The organism is Sphaerisporangium sp. NPDC088356, assembly GCF_040685555.1.
Classification (GTDB): Bacteria; Actinomycetota; Actinomycetes; order Streptosporangiales; family Streptosporangiaceae; genus Sphaerisporangium.
Genome location: NZ_JBFBIK010000079.1, coordinates 9,246 through 34,089, shown reverse-complemented (window position 1 = coordinate 34,089; position 24,844 = coordinate 9,246). Strand labels below are relative to the sequence as shown.

At 65.2% G+C, this 24,844-nt stretch carries 18 protein-coding genes and 1 tRNA gene; 5 read left to right on the top strand and 14 right to left on the bottom strand.

The window, feature by feature from the left end; all coding sequences use genetic code 11:
• The first annotated feature begins 136 nt into the window (after positions 1–136).
• A tRNA-Ile gene (locus AB0O34_RS25355) sits at positions 137–210 on the top strand.
• Between the two features lie 425 nt (positions 211–635).
• Here the strand turns inward: AB0O34_RS25355 and AB0O34_RS25350 are convergent.
• The 11 genes from AB0O34_RS25350 to AB0O34_RS25300 all read right to left on the bottom strand — a co-directional run bounded on the left by AB0O34_RS25350 (position 636) and on the right by AB0O34_RS25300 (position 15,975).
• Positions 636–1,688, bottom strand: a complete 1,053-nt coding sequence (locus AB0O34_RS25350; RefSeq protein ID WP_363919316.1) for a site-specific integrase — start codon at positions 1,686–1,688, stop codon at positions 636–638.
• 506 nt (positions 1,689–2,194) lie between these two features.
• Positions 2,195–3,124: a hypothetical protein gene (locus AB0O34_RS25345; protein ID WP_363919314.1), complete on the bottom strand. Its 930-nt coding sequence runs from the start codon at positions 3,122–3,124 to the stop codon at positions 2,195–2,197.
• Between the two features lie 205 nt (positions 3,125–3,329).
• Positions 3,330–3,899: a hypothetical protein gene (locus tag AB0O34_RS25340; protein WP_363919322.1), complete on the bottom strand. Its 570-nt coding sequence runs from the start codon at positions 3,897–3,899 to the stop codon at positions 3,330–3,332.
• Positions 3,900–4,024: 125 nt separating this feature from the next.
• Positions 4,025–5,017, bottom strand: a complete 993-nt coding sequence (locus AB0O34_RS25335) for a hypothetical protein (RefSeq protein WP_363919312.1) — start codon at positions 5,015–5,017, stop codon at positions 4,025–4,027.
• 71 nt (positions 5,018–5,088) lie between these two features.
• On the bottom strand, positions 5,089–9,783 hold the full coding sequence (locus tag AB0O34_RS25330) for a trypsin-like peptidase domain-containing protein (protein ID WP_363919310.1): 4,695 nt from the start codon (positions 9,781–9,783) through the stop codon (positions 5,089–5,091).
• A gap of 11 nt (positions 9,784–9,794) precedes the next feature.
• On the bottom strand, positions 9,795–10,106 hold the full coding sequence (locus AB0O34_RS25325; protein WP_363919308.1) for a trypco2 family protein: 312 nt from the start codon (positions 10,104–10,106) through the stop codon (positions 9,795–9,797).
• 45 nt (positions 10,107–10,151) lie between these two features.
• Positions 10,152–10,940: a helix-turn-helix transcriptional regulator gene (locus AB0O34_RS25320; RefSeq protein ID WP_363919320.1), complete on the bottom strand. Its 789-nt coding sequence runs from the start codon at positions 10,938–10,940 to the stop codon at positions 10,152–10,154.
• Positions 10,941–11,003: 63 nt separating this feature from the next.
• Complete coding sequence (locus tag AB0O34_RS25315) at positions 11,004–11,546, bottom strand: DUF6879 family protein (RefSeq protein ID WP_363919306.1); 543 nt, start codon at positions 11,544–11,546, stop codon at positions 11,004–11,006.
• Between the two features lie 1,095 nt (positions 11,547–12,641).
• Positions 12,642–14,069, bottom strand: coding sequence for an IS1380 family transposase (locus AB0O34_RS25310; protein WP_363919304.1), 1,428 nt, complete (start codon positions 14,067–14,069; stop codon positions 12,642–12,644).
• A 118-nt stretch (positions 14,070–14,187) separates the two neighbouring features.
• Positions 14,188–14,430 (bottom strand): hypothetical protein, encoded by a 243-nt coding sequence (locus AB0O34_RS25305; protein ID WP_363919302.1) that lies wholly within the window; start codon positions 14,428–14,430, stop codon positions 14,188–14,190.
• 444 nt (positions 14,431–14,874) lie between these two features.
• A complete protein-coding gene (locus tag AB0O34_RS25300; RefSeq protein ID WP_363919300.1) occupies positions 14,875–15,975 on the bottom strand; it encodes a hypothetical protein in 1,101 nt (366 codons plus the stop codon).
• Positions 15,976–16,530: 555 nt separating this feature from the next.
• Here AB0O34_RS25300 and AB0O34_RS25295 point away from each other — a divergent pair.
• From AB0O34_RS25295 to AB0O34_RS25280, 4 genes are all read left to right on the top strand, one after another.
• Positions 16,531–17,895: a hypothetical protein gene (locus AB0O34_RS25295; protein WP_363919298.1), complete on the top strand. Its 1,365-nt coding sequence runs from the start codon at positions 16,531–16,533 to the stop codon at positions 17,893–17,895.
• 228 nt (positions 17,896–18,123) lie between these two features.
• Positions 18,124–19,173 carry a hypothetical protein gene (locus AB0O34_RS25290; protein WP_363919296.1) on the top strand — a complete coding sequence of 350 codons (1,050 nt, stop codon included), beginning with the start codon at positions 18,124–18,126 and terminating at the stop codon, positions 19,171–19,173.
• Between the two features lie 3 nt (positions 19,174–19,176).
• Positions 19,177–20,820: a DUF6880 family protein gene (locus AB0O34_RS25285; RefSeq protein ID WP_363919294.1), complete on the top strand. Its 1,644-nt coding sequence runs from the start codon at positions 19,177–19,179 to the stop codon at positions 20,818–20,820.
• A gap of 85 nt (positions 20,821–20,905) precedes the next feature.
• Positions 20,906–22,480: a plasmid pRiA4b ORF-3 family protein gene (locus AB0O34_RS25280; protein WP_363919292.1), complete on the top strand. Its 1,575-nt coding sequence runs from the start codon at positions 20,906–20,908 to the stop codon at positions 22,478–22,480.
• 856 nt (positions 22,481–23,336) lie between these two features.
• Here the strand turns inward: AB0O34_RS25280 and AB0O34_RS25275 are convergent.
• From AB0O34_RS25275 to AB0O34_RS25265, 3 genes are read right to left on the bottom strand one after another with little or no spacing between them, the layout of a single operon-like run.
• The gene (locus AB0O34_RS25275) at positions 23,337–23,879 is read right to left on the bottom strand and encodes an integrase core domain-containing protein (protein WP_363919290.1); all 543 of its coding nucleotides are present in this window, start codon (positions 23,877–23,879) and stop codon (positions 23,337–23,339) included.
• Complete coding sequence (locus AB0O34_RS25270; protein ID WP_363919318.1) at positions 23,840–24,196, bottom strand: helix-turn-helix domain-containing protein; 357 nt, start codon at positions 24,194–24,196, stop codon at positions 23,840–23,842. The genes AB0O34_RS25275 and AB0O34_RS25270 overlap by 40 nt, the downstream gene beginning before the upstream one ends.
• Positions 24,136–24,396 (bottom strand): hypothetical protein, encoded by a 261-nt coding sequence (locus AB0O34_RS25265; protein ID WP_363919324.1) that lies wholly within the window; start codon positions 24,394–24,396, stop codon positions 24,136–24,138. Before AB0O34_RS25265 ends, AB0O34_RS25270 begins: the two co-directional genes overlap by 61 nt.
• Between the last annotated feature and the right edge of the window lie 448 nt (positions 24,397–24,844).

Sequence of the window (24,844 nt, the reverse complement as noted above, 5' to 3'; positions counted from 1 at the left end):
GGCGTCAGCCGCCCACCCTGGACCCGATCAACACCCCGTCCATGACAGGCTCCCCTAAACTTGTGCAGGGACGAGCTAAAGTGAACAACTCCCCAGGCTCACATGGACGCCAACTTATGAGAGACTCCAGGCTTGCGGGGCGGTAGCTCAGCCGGTCAGAGCAGCGGACTCATAATCCGTAGGTCGTGGGTTCAAGTCCCACCCGCCCTACTCCGTCACACCCGCTCTGACCTGGGGTTTCTCGGTCCTCGTCGGCCCCGGATCTCGTTGTTGATCACCGCTGGTTGCTCGGTGGTTGCTCTTGTGTACGGACCGTGTATCGCCGTAGATCGTTTAGACGGTCACCGTCAACTCAGACCCCAGCGATGACCATCAGAAGATCAAGCCAGAAGGTCTGCGCGGCGTCGCTGGTCAACGGGGACTGATGTCAGGTCAAGCCTTGTCCAAGTCGGCTCGTCTTGCTGACCAGGCCGCTGGTGACCAGCAGATATAAGATCCGCTGCTTCGCGCGGCGTCCTCTCGGCCCCATTTACAGCGCAGCCCCGGGATCGATCGGCTACATCGCCTGCTCGATAGCCGTTGAGAGCCAACAGGCAGGCCCGCGAATATCGGCTGGCCTGCCTGGGGTCGGTGAGTCAGGTGGTGGTGTCTCCGGTGTGGGTCGGCAGGGTGATCAACCTGGCGGTCTGGGCGCCTCCGGCTGCGGTGCTGACGAGGGCGGCGGTGGATTCCGCGGCGGCACGGGCCACTTCGGGGTAGACACTGGTGTAGGTGTCGCGGGTGAAGGTGGAGGAGACGTGGCCGAGGGTCTCCTGCACGATCTTCAGGTCGACCCCGGCGGCGAGCATGAGCGAGGCGGCGCCGTGGCGGAGGTCGTGCAGCCGCACCGGCGGCAGCCCCACCTGGAAGGCCAACTGGTAGAAGTGGTCGCTGACCTGCTGTGGATGCAGCGGCCGGCCGATCTCGTCGGTGAAGACGAACCCACTGTCGGTCCAGTCCTCGCCCGCGGCCAGCCGCTCGGCGGCCTGGCGCTTGCGGTGCGCTCGCAGGGCGGTGACGGTGTCAGCGTCCAGGGCGATGGTGCGGTCGCTGGCCTCGGTCTTCGGTCTGCCCTGCACCGGCTCCCAGCCCAGCTGGGTGATCTGCCAGTGCACCCCGGCGGTCCCGGCGGTCAGGTCGACGTCCTTCCAGCGCAGCCCGACCGCCTCGCCCCGGCGCAGTCCACGCAGGGCGATCAGCCGGTAGAGAGCCGACAGCCGGTGGGTGGCCGCCTGGGCGAGGAAGGTGAAGGTGTGGGAGGGCGCCCACACCATTACCGGCGATGGTCGTGGCACGGACGCGTACACGTTTATCATTTTGGCTCGGCTGAGCCGGGCTCCGCGCCGCTGCTGCTCGACGGCCAGCCGGTCTTGCAGGTCGCGGTTCCAGTGGGCGACCCGCTCGTCGGTCCACACCAATGCCTTGGGGCGGTCGGCGTCGGGGAGTTCGACCACGGAGGCCGGGTTGAAGGCGATCAGCCGGTCCTGCTTGATCGCGATGTTCAGCGCGTGCCGCAGGGTGGCCCGGATGCGGTGAATGGTGGCCGGGCCGGCCGGCCCCCGGTACCGCACTCTGGCTCGCTGCTTCGGATCGCCGCTGGCACGGGCGGTGGTGATGACGTCGTTGAACTCCTCGATCGCGTCGAACATGCCCGCCACATCGGTGCGCGGGCGTGCTCCAGCTCGGCCTCGACCTCCTCCAGCGTGGCAAAGCCCCGGCGGCGCAGCGGGTTACGCCGCCTCCCATCAGCGTGCGCGGGCAACTCCAACTGGTAGGCCCACCGGCCATGGGTCCTGCTCCACCACTCCCCGCCGCCACCCGGGCGGCGCAGCTTCGGGCAGGCCTTGCCCAGTCTCTTCCCGGTCGCCTCGTCCCGGCAGGAACACGTCTCGTTCGCCAAGCCAGACCTCAGAGATGATCATTGGAAGGGCAATACCGAACACCTCGCAGGCTCTCTCCCCACCTGCGGCCCCTCTGCGGGCCAAGGACGTTCCACCTCACCCATTCCGGATGAAGAGGACGAAGTGCGATAAGCCGGGCTAGAAACTTGAGAACCAGCGGACGAATAATCCGCTGCTGCATCTGCTCCAATGGCATCGACTTCGTCGTGTCAGAGATTGGAACTCATGGGTGCCGCCGCCGAAATCGGTGCGGATCAGGACGGCCGTGGGGTTTGGGTTCCCTGGTTCTGCGGAGGCGGATTTGCTTCGGTTGCCGGGAGCAGGCCCAGCGACTTCAGTATGCGTCCGGTGTCGCCTCCGTCGATGATCATGTAGGAGCGGGGGCGCCGGGCGTCGTGGGCGTACGAGTCCATCATGCTGACCAGGCTCGGCTTGATCTGATGACAGTGCTGTAGGACGAGTAGCTCCGCGGGCTCGGTGAACAGCCGGTCGATCTGGTCACCGTTCTTGCCCAGGGCCTTGACGTCCATGGCGCGCGGATAGCCAGGCCCTTTGAACAGCCACGCGGCCGAGACCTGTCGCCTGCGGGCGAACACCCGTGACGTGTAGAGGTCAGAGCGCTCGCCGCCCCAGTCCTTCGGAACGTAAGACTCGCCAATCAGTTGGGCGAAGGCGCGCTTCACCGTGTCCTCCGGCACGCGCAGTACCGCCTCAAGCTCGGCCTCGGTGAGGGGAGATGTGAAGTCGATCTCACTGAACCGGCCGATATCGCTGGGGTAGACGCGCAGTCCCGCGTTTGGGCATTCGGCGGCGAGGTTGTCATCGACGAACGACCTGATTCCGATGAAGACCGGCCTGAGCGCAATCCGCCCCCGGGTAAGGTCGGTGATCGTTCCGATCAGGTAGGCCGGCCTACTCCCGGTGAGACTGCCGGTCGCGGACGAGCTAACGGTTCGCACCGAGTTGAATATGCCAGCGACGCGCACCGGCTCGCCTGCGTTGAGTACCGCCGTGAAGTTGACAGGCTTGAAGCCGGGAGTGTCGTGGGCCCGGTCCCGCTGGAAGGCGAAGTCCAGCTCCGCGCCGATGACTTGCCCAGAGTGCACGTCCTGGTCCAGGACGCACCTGGCCAGCTCACCGATGCCCAGCGTGGGGAGCGCCTTGGCTAGCTCTGAGGCGAGCACATAGGGCAGCGCCGCCGCGGGATCGCTCCTGCGGGCCGCCCGCGACCGAGCGGACTCCGTCCGCTGATCTCCGAGAAGAGACTGGACCTGGTCCTGGTGCAGGTAGTACGGCTCTAGTACGGTGCGCGTCATCGGCGACTTGATCCATTCGGGTGGGACGGACCAGGCTCGCTGCCTGGCTGCGATCGGGAAGTGTGCGGAGCAGCTACGGGATGTCCTTGAGAAGGCGGAGGAACTCGTCCACGTCCTGCGCGCGGTGCGTTGCCTTCGCTGCTACGTCCCGCCACGGACCGGTCTCCGGGAGCAGCGGGATGTTTGTCTCCGGAGGCTGCCCGGTCAGGATGGCGCCGATGAGCCGTCCGATGCTGTAGATGTCGGTAGCGGGCGTCGCGTCGCGGGGATTGCCGGACCGCAACTCCGGAGCTGCGAACCCCTCGGACCCGAACCCGGAGCCGGTGCGTGTGCGGCCGGGAACACTGGTCTGTCCTCGGGGACGTCGTCCTAGACCCCAGTCGGCTACAACCCACCGGCCTTGCAGGTGAAGGATGTTCGCGGGCTTGATGTCCCGGTGCGTCCAGCCATCCGCGTGTGGTTGGCGCAGGCCCTCGCAGGCCGCCTCGACGAGGCCCCGGAGGGCTGTAGTCTCCCGCAGCCGGTGCAGGTGATCGGCGGCGCTGCCGTTCGCGTGCGGCATGATGAACCACCGGCCGCCCGGATCAGCATCCAGCACTGGCATGACATTCGGGTGGTCACCGTACTGTTGCCCCATGTCGATCTCGCGAATGGGACGCCTTCCTCAAAGGGGTCAAGGACGGGGAGTTCGACGACATCCCCTGACCGTCGTACGGCCAGGGGACGCAATCGACGGCCCGAACCCCTCGCCACGGTGTCCATAATCAGCTAGGCAACAGACTGCCTGGCGATGCCGGCTATTCCTGTCTCATTCGGCGTGATCGTTTCGGACTGGGAGGGCATGGACTGGCGCATCATGCGGTGGGCCCAGTAGAAGCGGTACTCGTTGGCACGGGCTCTCCAGCCAGGGTCGGTGGCGAACATCGCCTGCCGGTATCCGGGACCCGTGCTCCTGGCTCCCCACTTCTCCTTGAACCGGGACAGCGAATCCGACCCCGCATATCCACAGTGCAGCGTCCGGACACCGGCGTTCATGCAGTAGTCGATTGTGGCGAACATCAGAGCATCACCAACGCGGCCGCCCTTGGAGCGCAACGAAAAGCTGAGAACGCGGACTGCTCTGTCTGCCTTGGGCTGGGCCACCACCACGAACCCACATGGACGACCCTGATCACTCGCCTCCACCACAACAACGTGACTCTCCCGACAGTAGCTTGGAAGCGTCGCGGCAGCGCAGGAGGCCATGGCTCCGATATTGTGCATCTGCCGCCAGTACTCAATAATCCGATAGTACGAACCGGCGAACTGATCGACGCGCTTGACCGCGATAGTCAATCCCTTGTTGCGTACGCCGCGAAGAGATTTGGCAGCCTCAGGAAGCTTGCCAAGACTGAAATCATCCAAGTCAATAGTGTGCTCGCCGTCGAAAGACGAGTCTACCGATGCCTGGTCCGTCAACCCCAGAACAGAGTTCCCGACAGTAAGCGCATCGGGCACGGCGATACTGCCCCATACATGCACCAACTCCACCTCGTGGACCTCAGCGAATCGGGCAGCTATCCGCTCCAAATCCGATCGGCCGAGCACCGTATCGTCACCGTTCAACGGCAGGGCGCAGATGTTGAGCGTGCGTCCGTCCCAGTAGACGAGACAACTATCGATTAGGAACGGCTCACCAAGATAGCCTGCCAAGAAGCGCCATTCGTGCTCATATACGGAGAATCCACGCGAAATGCGCTCCCGATCATCCTCGTTCAGCACTACGGATTCCTCCTCACACTAATTCGGCTGGGATCGAAGCATCACGAGATCAAGAAGATGAGACTACAACATCAGCTGCCTTGGGAAAGCATTTTTCGCACCTCCTCCGCTATCCCGACAACCGCCCGAGGTTGAAACTTCGCCAACGCGGCCAACGAGAGCTGCCAGGGAACCGCCACAAGGCTCTCCGCGAGGAATCGGCTCACCGTGTCCCGGCTTATCGAGGCATCGTTGGCGAGCGCATTCGAAACGCCGGCGAACGTTCGTGCGCGCCAGTGTTCGTCAGAAATCTCCTCTGCCCACGCACGTGCGAGGTCGGCAGCTCCGATACGCGCGGCCGCGACGGCCAAGGCAGAAGTGATCGCCTGACGGCTCGCACCACGCTCCAAGTGAATGACTGACCGCGCGACCCGAAGAAGCCGGTTGGCCTGATCGCGACCACCGTTACTTGCGATGATCATCGCTAGGTCGGTGGTGGCCTGGCTGCGCTCACCTGGATCGGCGATGGTCTCCACAGCTGATTCAGCCGCCCGAAGCAAATCCGGTCCCGCTCCCGAGGCCACACCGACCACATCGATGAGCGCTTGCGCCCGCCAGTACGGGTCCTCAATGGCCAGGGCCAGCGCCTGCCCGCGCCCTGCATCTCCCGCCTGGGCGGCGACTCCCGCCAGATCGGCTAACGCTTGCGCTCGCCAGTATGGGTCCTCGATGGCCAGGGCCAGTCCCTCGCCGCGCTCCACATCCCCCATCTGAGCGGCGACACCGGCAAGATCCATCAGACACCGCGCCCGCTCGGTGTCCCCGATCCCTCCGATCAGCAGCTCTATTTCACCGATCAGACGCGAGCCAATCTCCACTTGCCCCAGGCCCACCGCCTGGGCGGCCACCGTCGCAAGACTGACCGCCCTGGCGCCGACATCCGCAATGCCCACACTCAACGACTCCGCCCGCGCCAAGTCACCCGACCGCGCGACCGCCGCCACCAGCCCAGGCACCACCACAGCGGGAACATCCGACTCAGCCACGGACGCCAGCAACAACCCGGCCTCATCGGTGATGTCCCGCAGCCATCGCCGATCCTCATCGACCAGGACGGCGACGCCGATCAGATCGGCAAGGCAACACACCCGATCGAGCACGTCGCTGATCTCCCGGGACAGCTCATAGGCGTGATGAAGCGCGTTCTGGGCACGCAGTTCATCTCCTACCAGCCGTATTGCCGCCACGAGATCAACAAGTATCTGTACTCTTCGCGTCACCGGGCTGATCTCCTCGACGGTTGCCATGGCCCAGTCGATGAGGCGGACGGTGGTAGAACCCAGATCCGACCGCGGTGTCAGGATCCCGATGATTCCGTGCACCAACGCCTCTCTGTCCTGCAGCGAGGCGATCAGTTCAGTGGCCAACTCCAGTTCCCCGGCGTCGGCCGTGGCAACGGCTAGGTCGATGAGAACCGTGCCTTGGCGGGAGTGGTCGACAAGAGTCCTGGCAGTGGTCTCGGCATTGCCGGCCAGATCCTGCGCACGGTCGTTGTCCCCCATGCGGGCCGAGACGAGAGCGAGTTCGGCCAGGAGGTACGCCTTCTGGTAAGGATCGAGAATCCTTTCAGCGAAGGCTTCGGCGCGCGTGATGAGTCGGCCGACGCTGGTGACCGCGCCATCGCTCGCCACAGCATTCGCCACTCGGATCAGCAACTCGGCCGCTTGGGCCGGATCCTTCACACCACTTACAAGATCTTCTTCGGCGTACTCGCTGGTGCGCACCTTCGATGAGGCGATGCGGATCCTCACCTGAGTCCGAAGATCGGGGCTGGCTATACGCTGGGCCAGCGCGTCGGCACGTTCGTGCCGACCATCGCGAGCGATGATCATCGCTAGGTCGGTGGTGGCCTGGCTGCGCTCACCTGGATCGGCGATGGTCTCCACGGCCGATTCAGCCGCCCGGAGCAAGTCCAGTCCCGGTCGCGGAGCCACACTGACCACATCGATCAGCGCTTGCGCCCGCCAGTACGGGTCCTCGATGGCCAGGGCCAGCGCCTGCCCGCGTTCTACATCTCCCGCCTGTGCGGCAACTCCCGCCAGATCGGCCAGCGCCTGCGTCCGCCAGTACGGGTCCTCGATGGCCAGGGCCAGTGCCACGCCGCGCTCCACATCCCCCATCTGAGCGGCGACACCGGCAAGATCCATCAGACACCGCGCCCGATCGGCGTCCCCGATCGTCCTGAGCAGGATCTCTATCTCTCCGATCAGACGCGAGGCCACCTTCACTTGCCCCAGCCCCACCGCCTGCGCGGCCACCGCCACAAGACTGACCGCCCTGGCCCTCACATCCGCGATCCCCGCACCCAACGACTCCGCCCGCGCCAAGTCACCCGACCGCGCGACCGCCCCCACCAGCCCAGGCACCACCACAGCCGAAACATCCGACTCATCCACTGACGCCAGCAACAACTCGGCCGTGTCGATATGGCCAGCATGAGCAGCAGAGGCGAGAACCCCGGCGAAGGCATCAGCCCATTTGTCCGAATCTGCGACGAATTTGAGAAAGTATCCGGCGCGTTCCAGGTCGCCCCTGCCGCTGGCCGTCTGAGCCAGGTACGTCCAGGCGAAGAGACGACGATCGTCGTCGGTGATACTTCGGACCAGGCTCTCCGCCCGGTCGTAGTCATCAATCTGTGCGGCGGCTCTTATCAGGCCGATCAGTGCGCTAGCCTGCTCGCGTGTGTCCGCGATCGACCTGGCCAATGCCTCACCTCTAGTGAACTCACCGAGTAGGCCCAACGCTGTCGGGAGATTGGCCGGGACTTTCCAGTTCTGGCCCATGAGATGAACCCGGTGGACGGCCAAGCGCGCCAGGGAATCCAGATCCGTCTCGGCGGAGCGCAGCAACCGCTTCTCTGCCGCGAGGATTTCGGCTAGGGCGGCGGTGTCGCCGCCCGTCTTGGCGAAGATCCGGTTCTGACGCCGGGTATCGGTGATGTACTGAACCACACGTCGCGCGTTATCCGACTGGGCGATCAGATGCAGATATCCGTTCAGCAGATACTGCGGAGTCGTCGAAGGCCATCCCCGATCCCGATAGCTGTCAGCCCAGCTATGCAGACGCCCCCGATAGCCATTCAGGAGCAAGTCGCCGAGTCCTTCCTTGGCGGCGCCCTGAAGAGTGTCGTGCGCGAAGATGTAAACGCGCCGTTCGGGCGAATCAGCCTGGTTCAGTGAGCGGCTTCTGATACTTCGCCCAAACACGCTCCGCAACAGACCGTCGATCATGTACGGAGGCTGTTCGATCAGGTCATACAGATCGTTGGCTGTCAATCCGCCGCCCGAGGCCGCGATCAGCCCGAATACATCCCGCTCCAGCGAGCCCCCGTTCAACCGGCGGTTCAGCTCCCAAATCGCTTGCTCTCTCACATCGGTGGCATGAGGTGAAGGCTCAAGCTGGACTGGGGTGATCTTACGCAAGGGATGGTCCCCTGCCACATCTGTCGGCAACGGCGGATGGCTACGCCCGGAGACGATGATCCGCAGCCCGGCTATGGGATGTTTGGGAAGCAGTGACGCGATACTTGGCGAACCGCCGAGGGCCAGCGCGTTGTTGTCCTCATCCAGACCATCCACCACCAGGGCAAGGCGTCGCCCAATGCCGAGGGCATGCTCAGCGGCCTCTCGCAGTAGCCGCCTCCGATGGCCGTCGCGTGCCGCCGGAGTCGTCAAAGGGGACACTGTCGCGCCGAGATACGCACACAGTTGATCAATCAGTGCATCCGTGAACGCGTTGCTGTCCGCCTGCCCGCTAAGCCTTCCCGTCACGAAGAAGGAGAGCACGTCAACACCGGCGGGAGGGTGCAGGACGAACCACGCCATCAGCGCGGACTTACCAGCCCATGGCGCGCCATGCCACAACATGTAGAAGTCCGGGCTCGCGCAGAATCTGGCGAGCTGATCAAGTTCTGCCGTGCGGCCCAGGAGGTCTCCGACCGGTGCCAGGTCGCGCACCTGTTCCCGATACGCCGACAGAGCCAGATTGCCTGGCGTACGCGGAATGACATCGGTCAGCCGGCCGTCACCGACGAGCCCGAGCAGTTGGCGGATGCGATCTGCCTCGCTTACGGGAACGGCTTCCAGCGAACGATCGATGCGGGAGACCGTCAGGCGGCCGAGCCCTTCGCGCCGATCGTCGTAAGAAACGATGCCCACGATGCGGCCGAAAGCCCAGACGGCCGAGCCGGACATACCCTCCCAGGGCGAGAATGTGGGATCCGGATCCCGATCGGGAGGACTGAGGTTCATCTCCAGTGTCCCGCTGCGACGGTTGGACAAGACAGCTGTCCAGCCGATGGCATGGTGGAGGTCTCGATATTGGGATGAGGTCTGGTCCGCCGTAGGCCGATCGCGCCGCAGCTTGAAGCGGGGGAATCCGCCGGCATGAACCTCGACCACTGCCGCGCCTTCTGACAGCGTGCCAAAACCGCAGGGAGGATCCGGATGGCGCCCGGCATCTTCGTCCAACTGCAGTACGGCCAGATCACCCGCGACCGCCACATCATGTACGCCGAGTTGGATCTCACGTGGTGTGTCGGCGTCCAGCCGCACACGAATAAGAACGGCGTTCGCAACGACGTGGGCGGCAGTCAGCACGCAACGGCTGGAGACCAGATAGCCGGAACCACGGCGACCGGCTTGAGCGCCGCTAAGGGTGACGATTACTTCCGCGACGCAATGAATATCCACCCCTTCAAGATGATGAGCCGATCCACTGTACTCCATAAGATGGCACCCTAGCGCTCGCCTGAAACGTCGGTCCCAGAAATGGATACACGCTCGTTCGGCGCACTCTCCCTGCGCGGATCCAGCACGAGCTTGATAAGCTGCGTCGTGGCCGCGCTGCGCTTGCCCTCCATTCCTGCGTCGATTACCATGAAGCTGACCTTTCCAGAGGCGTCGACAGACCTCTCGGCCGTGATGCTGAGCTCCAACCCCACCGGCCCCAGATCAAATTTGAGGTCCTCGTTGGAGCTTGCAAGTATCGCCTTGTTCAACTCCTGACGCAACTGCTGAATAAACTCCGCGAGTCCAATATTCCTCTCCATGCATCCCCTTCCTCGCCGTGAGCCGCAGATGGTCTGCGGCCTCCGCTATCTATGCCAATTCAGGACATTGCGTAACAGCGTCCGCGCATCATCCCCATAGATGGCCTTGCTTTCGAGCAGATGAAATACGCGCCAGTACGTATCGATCTCTTCCGGCCGGTTAAGCCTCAGTTCTGCGGTAACGGTCTCGACGAGGACGTGACTTCTCTCAAACATCCAGAATCCGTGATCAACGTTCGCGTCCCATTCTGCCGTAAGGGGGAGAACGCCCACGCGGACACGGTTGTCACCGAGTTGAGCGCTGATCTTCTCTATCTGCTCCGCCATCACCCTGGGATCGCCATACGCACCGGACCGTAATCCGAACTCTGTGAGCAGAAAGTGGAACTCGACCTCGGCCCGCTGGAGGATGACCTGTCGGCGGAGTCGCAAGGCTACGGCGTCGTCAACGTTGTCGATCGGGTGGTGGACGCGGGCGTGGGCGAGAAGCCGAAGCCGTGCATAGGCGGCCGTCTGGAGCAGTCCCGGAACGAAGTGCGGCTCGAACACCCGTAGTTGCCGGGCGGTTGCCTCCAGTTCCAGCCACCGCCGCTGCGTCGCCGTTCCCGCCTGTCCGCGCCAGTCCCGGAAGAGCGCTTCGATCAGGAGCAGTTGGTCATGGAGTTGCGGAGCCGCATGAGTGCTCGAGGTGGCTCTTGTCCACGCGGTGATGTCATAATGCGTCGGATCTTGCCGGCCATTCTCGATCGTCGTCACCTTCGACGTCATCCATGAGCAGGCCTGGGCGAGATCTCTGGTGCTGAGGCCCGCCCCACGCCGCAACTTCCGGAGCATGTCGCCGAGTGCTTCTCTTGCCTCTAGGAGATCGGACACTGGCTGGACTCCTGTGCAGCTGGCTCAGCGATCGACGGGTGGGTGACTCAGGGCGTACTCAGCCCGAGGGATCGCATGCTCCCAGGCGATGTCGCGCCATTCCAGCGCCTGTCGCAGAACATCGGGATCGGTCACCAGTTCACCGCCCAGGAGGTTGTCGTCGTCGGTGAACCTGAGGATGTACATCCGGGTGGAGTCCAACAGCCAGTAGTCGATTGTCGGCAGCCGGAGAGCCTCTGCCTGTGGCCGCGGGAGGTAGCGGATGTCCTCTCCCGCGGTGACGTTTCTCTCAGACAGCCACAGACCGAATCTCGTGTAGTCGGAGTGAGGTTCGCTCACCACCCGAACCCGCCGAACCTCGCGGCCAGCGTCGGCGTGGCTTCTCATCAGGTGATACCACTCGTGCAGGAAGTCGTCCGGAATGGCGCGGGGGCCGAACTCCAGGAATGCCTTGAGTTCGTCCTGCTCGTAATACGATTCGCGCGCCTCCAGACGGAATGCACTGGATTGGAAGGAGGTGAAGAGCGTCTCGAAATCGTCCCCGCTCAGAAGTTGAGTCTCAGTCACCAGATCCATCCTATGAGTGTCAGCGTGGCAAGCCCGTGAATCTCACACGGTATTTTCATCATCCCTTGCATCTTAGGCACCACTGGTGATTGCCTAGCACTCCAGAACCTGCAGGCTCGTGTACCCGAGAGCTGTGACCGAAGTGGGACGGCTGCAACATACCATCTGACTGATCATGGAGCGAGGCAATCGACAGACACTTTGGGCGTACTTGGGTAATAATGCGACCAATAAACCGATTAGACTCTACATCGCTTCGGTTCTCCTGTAAACGGCGTCGACCATGGCCTTCTACGTGGTCGGCGCCGTTTGCGGATCGGGAGAATTCGTGATTTCGGACGCCCTATGCGCGGCCACGCTCGGAGTGGTAGGCCGCGAGCGCCCCTGAGACAATGTCCGCGGAGATGCGAACGGCTGCTTCACCAGGGAGAACGTTACTGAGGTTGGCTCGGGTGTCCGCATCGAGTTCCAGACCTTGGACCACGAGGTCACCGTTCTCCGCCAGGTACACGCTGGGGCATCCCGAGCCCCCTGAGCTTGGATCCTTGTAGAGCATGCGCAACTTCATCGCCAGCCTCCGTGACTGATTCGGGAGCCACTTTTAGTGGCTAGCGTGCGCAGCCTTATACTTCCCTGTCAATAGATGGTCCCATATCCATCTGCAGCTTCACAAAACGGGCATCCAGACCGCTATTTTTGTCCAGTTTCAATTGCCTACCCAGGTCAAAGCGCAGGTGATCTGCATCGCGCTAGCGTGATGAGCGGACCTCGAATTTGGCCGCATAGAGGTGTTTATCCGGGCTTGACTATGAAGTCTCGCCAGCCGCGCGACCGCACATTTTTCGCGAGAATAGTTCACCACAACCTGGGCCCGCCACCGGCGTGGAACCCCCATGTACGCCCAGGGCTCCAGGTCAGCCTTCCTGTGCTTAACCTCGATTCGTCAGCGGTTTGCGCTGGGTGATCGGGTCCGTTGGTTGCCCGTTATGTCCCCTATGTGGTTGGGGCGGGCCATCGCATGGCGCTGCGGGGGCGCCGGGTGCTACGGGCCCGGACCTGCTCTCCTTTCCTGGGTTGTCGGGGTGGATGCGGTCCTCAGGCGAGGACCGGGAGGTGGGTGAGGCGCTGCCAGGCCAGGACGAAGGTCTCGGCCCAGGGCCAGGTGCGTTCGATGCGCAGCCAGCGGCGGCGGGCGTGGGCGGACAGGCGGGCGGGCACGTGGTAGAGCCGGTATCGCATCGTGGTCGGCTCGGCGCGTTCCAGGTCGGGTTGGTCGTGCAGGGCGAGCAGGCGTACCCAGCAGTCCAGGTCGTGGCCGAGGTTGGCGGCCAGCATCCACCCTTGGTTGACGGTCCAGTCCTGGCTGGGCAGGTTGCGCAGTCCCATCGCCTTGTCGGTGCGGACCCGGTCTTCGACCACCGCGTGCGCGCGGGCCACCGCGTCGAGCCACTGCGGGTGGTGGGAGCCGGCGACGCCCCACATGCGGCCGATGTTGGTGGCGGTCACCGAGTACTTCCAGCCGGTTTTCCTCTCGAACGCGGTGAGGTTCTTGATGTGCCGTGCGGCGGGCCGGACCCGGCGCACCAGTAGTCGCATCCCCTCCGGCCAGCCCGCGCGCCGGTTCAGGCCGGTCAACTCGGCCACGTGGTAGCCCTCGCGGACCTCGCCGTCCGACTCCAGACAGACCTGCCAGGCATCCTCAGGCAGCAGTGCGACGGCCCGCTCGTCGACCTCGGTGATCGTCCATCCGACCAGGTAGCGCACGGTTCGGCGGGCGGTGTTCAAGCCCTGCAGATGGTTGAGCAGGTCGTGGGTGGCGCCCGCGCCGTCGATCCGCACCAGGATCTTGGCCTGGCAGGAGTCGGGGATCTGGGCCAGGGCCTCGGACAGGACCCGTATGTGGTCGCCGGCGGTGTTACTGCCGGCGTTGCCCTTACGCAGCAGCATCGTCAGCGACTCCTGGGTGTTGGCGCACCAGCAGGCCAGCGGGTGAAACCCATAGGTCTTTTTGAAGGTCACCGCCGCTCCGGCCTTCTTGGACACGCTGGTGATGATCGTGGCGTCGATGTCGATGACGATCCATCCCCTTAACCGCTTGCCCGCCACGCTCAGCCAGGGAAACCCGCCCGGGCGCAGATGAAGCCGCTGCCACACCTGCCGTCGCACTCCGGCTCTGAGCTTGCCGATCCGCCTCAGCGTCTCCTCGTTCAGGGTGGCGAGCATGCGGCGCGCGGTGGAATCCGATGGCGCAGGACCCAGCAGCGCCGCGTGATGGGCCTGCAGCCGCTCCGCTTCCAGAAGGTTTCTCGCTCCCAGCACGATCGCGCTGGCCAGCCCGATCAGCACGTGGGTGCGGTCGCGCCAGGTCGCGCTCAACCCGATCGGCCACAACCTGCCCAGAGCGTCGGTCAGCCCGACCCGGTCGGCGACTTTGTGCAGCAGGACCGCCCCCGCGTGGCCGACCAGTCCTTTTCCATCAGCGGTGACAGACAACCGCCGGTCCCACCCGGTACGCTCACTCACCAGAAAGGTGCACCTGCTTCTGCACTGGATACGACGTAGACACTCGCATCCTCGCAGTCCAGGGGCACCTTTTCTTTTGTTCTAGGTCAGAACAGTCCACTCGGTTGAATACCCGAGGTTAAGACGAGCCGCGTCGATGGAGAGTCAGGGTTACAGCACGGCGCATCACGCGCTCAAGGTCTTCCACGAAAGCATGCAGGGTGACCGCGGGAGAGCCGTCGAGAAGACGTATCGTCCGTGGCTGCCCCAGGACGTAGCTCTTGAAGTCCCAGCCGTCGACGGAGCCACGCAGGTCGTTGGCGATGCGCCAGATGGTCTTATGCAGCTCAGCACGCTGAACTTCCTTGACGCGGTCCACCATCAAGCAGCCTCTCGGTCGAGGCTACGACTCGTTGCAGTCGTTGGCGGATAGCCACGTCCCATGTGCCCTCCATCGTCTTGCATTGTCGAACGGAATTTCGACTAACGGGTCGTCGAGTTCAGCGATCCATCTGGGTTCAGGATGTCACGGACCACCGACAGAACCCTGAGCCGCAGCCAACCTCGAGGGATTCGACCTGTTCCCTCGCAGTGGATCGTGCTGAGCCTGGATGCACCGCGCGATTCCTTGTGATCGGTTTCTGGGCCGATTTCGTTCCGCGGGCCGTTTCGTGAGGTGACGTGCTGTTTCCCGGGCAGGCGGGGGCCGCTGCGCTCGGGTCGCAGCTTGTCCCGTGGGGCTCGGAGTAGGAGGGTCATGCGCGGGTGGCGCGGGTGACCGCTGGGGGTCGTCGTGGTGCGGGCGGTGACCGAGACTTCGGGCTGGTCAGACCGCTTCGGCGGGCGGCGGGTCATGAACGGCGTCGAAAATGTTCATCCACGCCTGGCGCCAGCGCCAGTGCTGCGGTAGGTGGACGGTGACGTGGCCGCGTCCGTGCCGGGCCAGGCGGGCGGGCACGGCGACCAATCGGCGGCGGAGCGTGGCACCGCGAGCCTTGGCGTGCGCGCCACCGGCCAGGCAGCCGGTCGCGCGCAGCAGGTTTTGGGTGATCGCCGCGCAGGTCACCCAGGCGGCGTTCGCGGCGAAGTCACCCGAGGGAAGGTGCGCGAGCGGGCCGCAGGCCAGGTCGGCGAAGACCTGCTCGACGATCGCGTGGTCACGATGCTGTTGTTCGGCCTGGACCAGGTGGAACGGACTGTCGGTGAACACCGCGTGGTACCGGTAGGTGCTGAACAACTCGTCCTGGCCGATCCCGGCTTGGGGGTTGAGCTGCTTGACCCGACGTACGATCAGCCGAGCCGTGACGGCCTGCTTGTTCTTCGACGCGAACGCCGTGTAGGAGACTTCGGCGATCTCGGCGTCGGAGACCCAGCATCCGGCCTGCTCATCCCAGACGGCGTTCGGGTACTCGATCGCCGTCCAGGCGTCCTCGTCGATGGCAGCGATGACCGCTTTGATCTTGGGGTCCATCTTGCCGGCCGCGCTCTTCGGCGGGAACGGGACCAGCTTCCCGCCGACGTGCACCAACTGCTGGACCACGTTGAGTTCGGCGGTCTCCAGGCTGAGATCCACCCAGCGCAGGCCGGCCAGTTCGCCCCGGCGAAGCCCGCGCAGCCACCACAGCGGGTACAGCGGATCTTCGCGGACGCTGTCCAGGAAGGCCACGAGTTGCGGGATCGTCCAGACCGCCACCGTGGGTCTCTCCCCGGTGGCCTTCCACGCCGCCACCCACCGGTCGGTCCATATCTGCGCCCTCGGACCTGGCGCCGCGGGCAACCGTAGAGTTCGGGCGGGATTGCTGTCGATCAGACCTTCCCGGACGGCCTCGTTCAGGGCGGCCCGTAGCGTGGCACGGACCCGCTCCAGTGTCGCGGTCGCCAATGGTCTGCCGTACCGGTTCCGGCGCCCGGCCAACGCAACGAACATGCGCCGTACATCGCAATGAGACAGTTCCGACAACATGATTCGCCCCAGCGCCGGGACCAGATGCAGCCGGACGTGATCCGCATACCCCTGACGCGTCCTCGGCCGGATCCCCTGATCGTTCGCCAGCCAGTACCGCAGCCACTGGCCCACCGTGCACCCCGCCCCGAACGGCCCACCCTGCTCGGCTGCGATCAACTGCCGCCCGGCGTGTTCGGCTTCGCCCGCGCCGGCATAGCCTCCTCGCCGAACACGCTCCCGATGTCCCGACAGGCCCCGAATCTGCACCGCGAAGTACCACGAGCCGTACCCGTCCTCGAGCAGCCTCGGGCACCGGCCCCGCCGGCCGGTGCACCCGCACCGTTTGTAGACCACTGGATGGCTCTCACGCATCGCCGTCCGAAGAAGGGAACGACGTGGGCCGCCTCAAAACCCATCGCATCGAGGTTCTGCTCGCTCGCGTGTGGCGAAGCGGTCGAGCACGGCTATGACGTCGACGCCGTGAGAAGCTTCGAAAATCAGTCATGCGGATAGCCCCAGGTGGCATAGGCCCGTCCTGTGGATGAGAAGGAGGAGATGGTGGGCAGGACCGGGGACGACAAGGTGGAGGACGCTCTCGCCGAGCTGGCCCGTCGCGACCCGGAGGAGGCCGGTCAGGCGCGTCTCGCGTTCGATTCGCTGACCTTCGGGGAAGGAGTCGAGACCGTCACCCTGTACGGGCTCCAGTACTGGCTGTGGTACCTGCTGCCGACCAAGTGGTGGACCGACCTGACCGAACACCAGCAGCTCGCCGCCGCGCTCGGTGCGTTGTTCGACCTGCTGGAGATGCCCCGATACGCGGCCGCTTGCACCTCCGAGACAACCATGCAGGTCCTGACGGCCTGGCACGAGGGCCGCGACGCCGGGTTCAAGGCGCTGGAGAAGGCCATGAACGCCTCCGGCGTACAGCCACCCGATGTCGAGGAGATCCTGACCTGGGGACGCGTGATGGGCCTCCAGGAAAACGATGCCTTCCTGGCGACGGCGGCCCATCTGGAGATGGCGATCGCGACGGGTGACTTCGCTCCCGGTGCCCGCGGATGGCGCGTAGCCGCGGAGCGGATCACCGGCGAGTTCCTCACCTCTCCTTCCGCCGTGAGCGAGCAGAGCCGGCTGGAACGCATCCACTCCGAACGCATGGAAAGCTGGGCCACCTCCCGTGGGGCGGCCCGCGCCCGCCTGACGAAGATGATCGCGCCGCGGATCATCTCGCCGGCGGCGGTTCCCGAGAACGCGGAGGCGCGGCTGGCACCGGTCCGCTGGCTGCTGACCCTGGCGGCCACCGACGGTGGCGTCCCTCTCACCGCCAACCACACTCTGGCCAGGGCCGTCGTCGCCGAAGGCTGCCACCGCTTCGACTGGCTCACGCTGACCGGCAGACCGCGCTCCGAATCCGACATCCTCGAAGCCTGGACATTGCGAGAGCTCGTCCGGCAGCTCGGCGCCGTACGGCGCAGCAAGCGCACCCTGGTACTGACTCCGGCGGGCAAACGCTTGGCAAGGGCCGATACCGCCACACTGTGGTCAGCCGTGGCGGCCGCCCTGATCCCATCCGATCCCGCCGAGGGCGCCGCGGCGGAGGTCGTCTTGATGCTGCACCTCACCGAGGCTCCCAAGGACTATTTCGAGCAGCGCGCCGTCGTCGCCGAGGCCATGGCCGGCGAGGGCTGGAATCACCCCGCCAGCGGAACGCCTATCTCCGTGGACGATGTCGGCTGGCTCATGGGCGCTGTCCACCGCCGCCTGGATCTGCTCGGCCTGTTGCACCGGCAGCGCAGCCTGGATGATCCCGGCGACCGCCTCACCGACGCCGGGCGCGCCGCCGCGCAGACGGCACTGCGGGCCCGCGCCCTGCGGCCACGGGCCGACGTCGGATCCGGATAGCCCGGCACCGGCCTACAACAGCGCGGCGTTCCGTTCTGCCGGTCCGCTACATCGCCTCGTCGGAGAATGAGTCGTCTCATATCCCCGCTCATGCGGCCCTCGCGGAGCGGCGGCATCAGGCCGATGGGCCTTCCCCGCTGTCCGCCGGCACTCGGAGGCGCTCCGGCGCCGCCTGCTGACGTCCGCACCGCCAGGTGCTGGTCACCACCTCGGGCTACGATCTTTGCCATGCAGCGGATGAATCGCGAGCAGTTCTATGCCACCCTGGCTCCACTCGACGAGGAGCGCTTGAAGAAGACGCTCTGGACGCTGTATTGGCGCGGATCAGCTCAGCTGAGGGAGCGGATCGAGACAGAGCTGACCCCAGAGGAGCGCAAGCCCTCGGCCAAGAGCGCCAAACAGACGGTGGACGCCCAGTCGGTGCTGGACGACGCACGGCGGTTCGTGGAACTCGCCCGGGCCGGGGCCTACATGGCCGGTGATCGACGTGTCTCCCCCAAGGAACGGACCCGGTGGCGTTTCACGTTCACCCGGCTGACCGAGGACGCCAAGACGGCGCTGGCAGCGGACGCGGGCACCGGGGCACAGGCGCTGGAGCTGCTGATCGACCTGGCCGATGAGACGTGTGACTATGACTACTTCCGCTCCGAGGATCCGATGGCCGCCGCGCGTTTCGTGGTCTCGGACGCGGTGGCGTTACTTTGGGCCACCTATCTTGATCTGTACGGCTTCTCCGGATTTGCCGAGCGGGCAGCGCCACAGTTGATCCGCTGGGAGCGGGCGTACGGGTGGACCCGCCGCGGGGACGGGCCGACGGCCGAGAAGGAGACCACGCTGGCCGACGTGCTGGCGCGAATGCTGCGCGGAATCGATTCGTGGCTGGACTTCACCGACCGATATCTCGCCGCGCTGGACCGGCTGGCCGGGGGTGGCCCCGAGAGACGGGCGCCATGGCGGGACATGGGCTTCGAACGCGGAGAGCGGGCCAGGAATCTCGCAGGCTGGCACCTGATGGTGCTGGACCGGCTGGCAGACGCCGAAGCCGACGACCGGCTGGAGAGGCTGGCGACGCACCCGGCTCTGGCCGGTCCCGAACTACGGGATCTGCGCGCGCTGCTTGGCCGGCGACGCGGGGAGAACGACACGGCGCGTGCCCTGATCCGCGAGCGCCTGGACGAACTGCCAGGTCACACACAGTTCCTCGACTTCGCCCGGGAGATCGGCGCGGAGCTTCCGGAACGGGCACGACACATGCCGGACCGGCTGTCCGGCAGGTAGATCATGACCGGGTTCACCAAGGATGACCTGCGGGCTCTGGCCGGAGTCAAGTCCTATGACCGCGGTGTCGATTATGTCGACGACGTCGATGACCTACAGGTCGACGGTGGAAAGATCTTCGCGACCGTGTACGGCACGGAGCCGTACGAGGTGGAGTTGACCGTCGGCCGTCGTGGCCTGGACGGTGTGTGCGATTGCCCGTGGGGGCAGGAGGGCAACTTCTGCAAGCACTGCGTCGCGGTCGGCCTGGTCTACCTGTTTCGGCGGGAACACGGCGAGGCCGTGCCCGGCCGGCTCGATCTGCGTTCCTATCTGACGTCGCTCGACGCGCAGGAACTAGTCGCACTGCTGATGGAACTGGCCGAAGGCGACCGGGACATCCGGCGCCGGCTTGAGGCGCGTGCCGCGGGCGATCCGGTCGGAGCGGCCAACGCACAGGATCTACGCGAGCGGATCGACCGCGCACTCCGGGTCCGTGGCCATGTCGACTGGGACGGCGGCTGGGACTACGCGGACACGATCGGCGGCATCGCCGACGAACTGGATCGACTGCGTCAGGCTGGGCAGGGCACCGCCGTGGCCTCCCTGGCCCAGCGGGCCATGGAACGGGTGGCGGAGAGCTACGAGTTCTTCGACGACTCAGACGGCCAGATCGGCGAGGCGAGCCGGGCGCTGGTCGTGGTCCATACCGCTGCCTGCGCCGCCACCGGCGGCGATCCCGTGGCGCTGGCCTCATGGCTGCTGGAGCAGCAGCTAGGCGATGCCGACGTGCCCGAACTGTCGACCGACGACTACGCGGACGCGCTCGGCGAGGCGGGGGTGGCCGCCTATGGCGAACAGTTGCGGCGGATCTGGGAGAAGCGCTCGCCCCGCACGGACTGGCGTATGGACGCGCTGATGCACGAGTACGCCAGGGCGCGGGGAGACGTCGACCTCCTGGTAACAGTGCTCGCTCACGGTAGCCGTCCTGACTACCCGGCCATCATCGATGTACTGACCGAGGCGAGCCGCGACCGGGAGGCGCTGGAGTGGGCCGAGCGGGGCCTGGCCGCCGCCGACGGCGCCTACGATCGACGCCTGGCTGATTTCGCCGCCACCGCCCATGCCGCCGCAGGTCATGGCGAGGAGGCGTTGGCACTACGCCGCGCCCAGTTCCAGCGCGACCGATGCCTCGCGGTCTACCAGGCGCTGCACGCGGCAGCGACGCCGGACCACTGGCCCGAACTGCGCGCCTGGGCGCTGGAGCTCCTCCGTCATGACGCGAGCACGGCGCGGCGTGGTCTGCCCGCATGGCAGCCGCTCTCCATGGTCGTGGACGTGCTGTTACGGGAGAACAGCAACGAAGAGGCGTGGCAGGCGGCGATGGAGTTCGGCGCCGTCGACGGCCAGTGGTCGCGGCTGGCTCGATTGCGTGCCGAAACTCACCCTGCCGAGGCGATTCCCGTCTCTGAGCGCCTGGCCGACAGCAAGATCTCGCTGATGAAGAACGACACCTACGCCGAGGCCGCCGGCCTGGCCGTACAGATCACAAAGCTCTACGACCGGCTCGGTCGCGAGGCCGACGGACGCGCCTACGTGGAGCGGCTGCGCACCACCCACAAGCGCAAACGCAACTTCATGGCGGAACTCAACCGTCGTGGCCTTTGATGATCTACCGGGCCGGTCGGCGTGTCAACGGCGACCTGCACGATCGATATCCATGTCGTGCCGTCCGGGCGATACCGTCCCCGTCATGGTGACGGAGATGTCGATCGGTTGTGCCGTGTTCGCCGCCGCTCGTGCCTTGGCATCGTGGGTGGGGAGCGGACGTGCGGTCACTGCAGGTGGTGCGCTCAAGCCCGCGCTGGTGCCGGAAGCGGCCGGAACGATAGGCGTGGAGTGTCCGGCCAAGGTTCGGCGGCTCAGCGATGTACCGGAGGCGCATCGAGCCTGGGTGACGGCTCTGGCGGCGGGACTCGTCACGATCTCTGGGACGCGTGCCGTACAGGACAAGAACGCGGTGGAGCCGGACATCACCGCCTGGTACGCGGCGTTGGAGCAGGTAGTGGCGGCGCAGGTCATCGACCCCTGTGAGATCGATCCGCGAATCTGCTGCCTGGTGACACTCTCCGTTCTGACCAGCGAAGAGCCGCCCTTGGGGGCAGCGCTACTAAGCGCGGTCGAGAGCGAGATGCGCATGCGGCGCGACTGGGACTGGCGCGCCACCGGCCTGACAGAACGGCATCCGGTCGATCAGGTGGTCGGCATCCTGGGCGACTTCGGCGCACTGGACGCGAGGCTCGCGGTGACCGCCCTTGGCGAGTACGCACGGCGGGAGCTGCAGCGTCGCCTGCCCCTGCCCATCACTCCGGAGCTGACCGCGGCCGAGGTGCTACGGCGGCTGGCCACGGCGCCGGAGGAGGATGCCGATGAGTTGCTGTGGCGCTGGCGGATCCCGGGTGATCCTCGTTCGACCGGCCTGGTAGATCGGCTACCGGAGCTGCTGTGGGCCGCCGGGGAAGCCTCCCCGGCCGGGCGGGTCAGCGTGATCGAGGTGGTGGCCGCGCGAGGAGAGAACTCCACGCACCTCTGGCAGGCCGTACGGGATCATCCCGTGCTCGGCCCGCATGCCCGCTGGCTGCTGGGGGAATCCGATTCCGTCCGAACCCGGCGGTGGCTGGCGGTCGACTTCGCATTGGCCGCGCTGGAGCGGTACGACACGCGGGACGCTTGGTATGTCCTGAAGGACATGATGAGCGGTGACCTGCACGCAGACGTGCTGGACAGCGGGCACCCAGAAGCCGCGCGGCTGTTGAAGGCACTGCCCGCCGCGCCACCGCGGATCCCGGTCTATCAGCTCAAGATCTCTTTGTTCGGCGGGTTGTGGCGGCGCGTCCTGGTGCCGGAGAACTACTCCCTGGGCGCGCTGCATCGGATGATCCAGGTATTGTTCGGCTGGGACGACGATCACCTGCACCTCTTCGAGCACGGCAAGCGCCGCTACACCGACTCCTGCTACCCCCTTGAACAGTGTGCGGATGAGGAACTGTTCCGGCTGAACCGGGCGCTGCCATCCTTGCGATCGACGCTCTCCTACACCTACGACCTCGGCGACTGCTGGCGGCACGAGATCGTCCTGGAGAAGATTCTGGATCAGGAGATCGACGTCCCGCTCTGTGTGGACGGGCGTGGCGACAACCCGATCGAGGACTACAACCCCGACTACCCCGAAGATCCGGTGCCCTTCGACCGGGACGCCGTCAACCGGACGCTGGCCGAGCGTCTGACCTGCCAGACTCTCATGAGTCACCGCGATGACGATCGATGAGGCGCTGCGCCGCTTCCTGACGAGCAGCGTGCCCGGCTGACTCCACGGACCTTCCGCACCTATGAGGAAGTGATCGACCTCTTCCGGGACTGCATGAACATGTGCGGTCCCAACATCCTCGACGAGAAGGACGATAAGCGGTGGCGCGAAGCCGTCGACAACGGTGAAACGAGGACGCCTTCACCCGGCTGCTCGACACGGGACACATCGAGAGCATGCTGGGCGAGTTTCTCGGCTACTTCATGGTTCGCAAAGTGATGGCGGGCCAGGGACTGCTACGCGCTGCCGGAACCGTAACAAGAAGCTCGTCACATGGCTCGCCGAGCAGAACGTGATCGACTGGGAAACCGCAGCGGCCCAAGCCGCGCGAGCCGCCGATGCGGCGCCGGCGACCACCCCGCGTGGGGTGCGTGAGCAACCCGGCGATGGTCAAGCGATCCCTGTTTGCTCGCTGGTTGCTCGCCTGTCCCCGATACAGCACGGAACGCCGTGTCATCACCCGGCAGAGCGACAGGGAGGATGGCGGATGAAACGGCGCGAAACGGCACGGAACGACACCGGGCGACACTGATCAAGGGCACTTTTAATCCGTAGGTTCAGGGTTCGAATCCCTGGCGCCCCACGACCTTTGACCCGATTTGCCCGGTGATTTCTCCCGGTTTGGCGCCTCGTCGGCGAGGCGAGATCACAAGATGTTGCTCGCTGGCTGCTCATGGGCACGGACTGGGCACATCCCGTAGCCCCCTGAAGATCGTTAAGACGCCTTCCACCAAGTCAGACCCATCCGACGACCGTGAGAACATGTACCGCTTCAAAACTCGTACACGCGGTCTGAGTTGGCGTTTCATCGGGTCAGTTACGCGGCTCGGTGGTACTCGTTGATCGCTCCGCTGAGCACCTTTCGGCGCTGAATCCAGCCTTCCGGCGGCACCACAACATGCTCGTCTTGATCAGGTGGCCGTTGTTGGCGGGACTGGTGCGGTCGATGCGCGTTGTAGTGATCGGCGTACTCTTGCAGGACTGATCGCAGATGGCGTTCGCCGTAGATCAGCATCTGGTCGGTGCATTCGGGTCGTACGGTGCGCACCCAGCGTTCGGCATAGCAGTTGGCTCGAGGCGTCCGCGGCGGCGTCTTCATCACCGTGACACCCTCGCCGGCGAAGATCTCATCGAAGACGGCGGTGAACTTGGCATCCCGGTCACGGACGAGGAACCGGAACGAGCTGGCCCTCTGCCCGAGGTCCATGAGCAGATTACGGGCCTGCTGGGCCGTCCAGGCGCCCGTTGGATGCGCGGTCACACCCAGGACGTGCACGCGCCGTGTCTCCACCTCCATCACGAACAACACGTACAGGCGCTTCAAGAAGACCGTGCCGACGTGGAAGAAGTCGCAGGCCAACAACCCTTTCGCCTGTAGACGCAGGAACGTCCGCCAGGAGGTGCCGAAGCTCGGGGAGCCGGACCGGATCGGTGCGAGCGCAGGATCCGTCTCACCGTCGCTTCACTGACCTGCAACCCGAGCCGAACCAGCTCACCATGGACCCGCCGATACCCCCACCTCGGGTTCTCGCGGGCCAGACGGACGACGAGATCCCGGACCTCTTTGCTCGTTCCGGGGCGGCCAGGGCGGTGGAGATAGGTCGACGAGCGTTTGATCAAACGACGATGCCAGGCCGACAACGTGTCTGGGCTGACCAGGCGATGAGCTCGCAGCACCGTCGGTAGGAAGCGGGCCAAGCCGCCAGGACCGCTCGATCTGCCCAGTCCGGCTTTGGCCGGACGACCTGACGCTTCAACACCGCCACCTCATGCCGGAGCACCATGATCTCGACATCTTTGGATGCCTGACCACGTCCCAGCAACACCAGCCAGCCAAACACCCGCATCAAGGTCAGATACAGCAGACGAACCGACACAAGCCCCGATCTTGCCCTACTGCCTTCGCTGGGCAAACCCGCAGATCAAGCACCTCGCAACGAGTTATGCAGCAGTACAAGCCGACATACAACACTGCGGACCTATCCCGAAGGCGCGTTTACCACCGGATGGACCCACATCAGCTAATGCACACGACGTCCCGATCCCATTCAGGGATCGGGACGTCTAATTATGTTTTGGGGCCTGCGGCATTGTCCAGCCGGGTCTGCTCGCGGGTGGCGAGCGTCACGCAGACATGGTCATCGGCGGTGGCCTCGCGCCAGACGTAACCCTCAATGCAGGTATCTAGCCCGAATGCGCCCGCACTGGCGCGCGCGCGTCGGCTTCCGCATTGTCCAGCTGAGCTTGGTCACGGGTGTCGGGGGTGACACAGACATGGTCATCGGCGGTGGCCTCGCGCCAGACGTAACCCTCAATGCAGGTATC

What these genes read in the sequence shown, in the direction of transcription:
- AB0O34_RS25325 (WP_363919308.1), bottom strand. Translation starts at nt 10,106, where the DNA reads ATGGAGAGGAATATTGGACTCGCGGAGTTTATTCAGCAGTTGCGTCAG.
- AB0O34_RS25320 (WP_363919320.1), bottom strand. Translation starts at nt 10,940, where the DNA reads ATGCTCCGGAAGTTGCGGCGTGGGGCGGGCCTCAGCACCAGAGATCTC.
- AB0O34_RS25300 (WP_363919300.1), bottom strand. Translation starts at nt 15,975, where the DNA reads ATGTTCGTTGCGTTGGCCGGGCGCCGGAACCGGTACGGCAGACCATTG.
- AB0O34_RS25285 (WP_363919294.1), top strand. Translation starts at nt 19,177, where the DNA reads ATGACCGGGTTCACCAAGGATGACCTGCGGGCTCTGGCCGGAGTCAAG.
- AB0O34_RS25305 (WP_363919302.1), bottom strand. Translation starts at nt 14,430, where the DNA reads ATGGTGGACCGCGTCAAGGAAGTTCAGCGTGCTGAGCTGCATAAGACC.
- AB0O34_RS25280 (WP_363919292.1), top strand. Translation starts at nt 20,906, where the DNA reads ATGGTGACGGAGATGTCGATCGGTTGTGCCGTGTTCGCCGCCGCTCGT.
- AB0O34_RS25350 (WP_363919316.1), bottom strand. Translation starts at nt 1,688, where the DNA reads ATGTTCGACGCGATCGAGGAGTTCAACGACGTCATCACCACCGCCCGT.
- AB0O34_RS25290 (WP_363919296.1), top strand. Translation starts at nt 18,124, where the DNA reads ATGCAGCGGATGAATCGCGAGCAGTTCTATGCCACCCTGGCTCCACTC.
- AB0O34_RS25330 (WP_363919310.1), bottom strand. Translation starts at nt 9,783, where the DNA reads ATGGAGTACAGTGGATCGGCTCATCATCTTGAAGGGGTGGATATTCAT.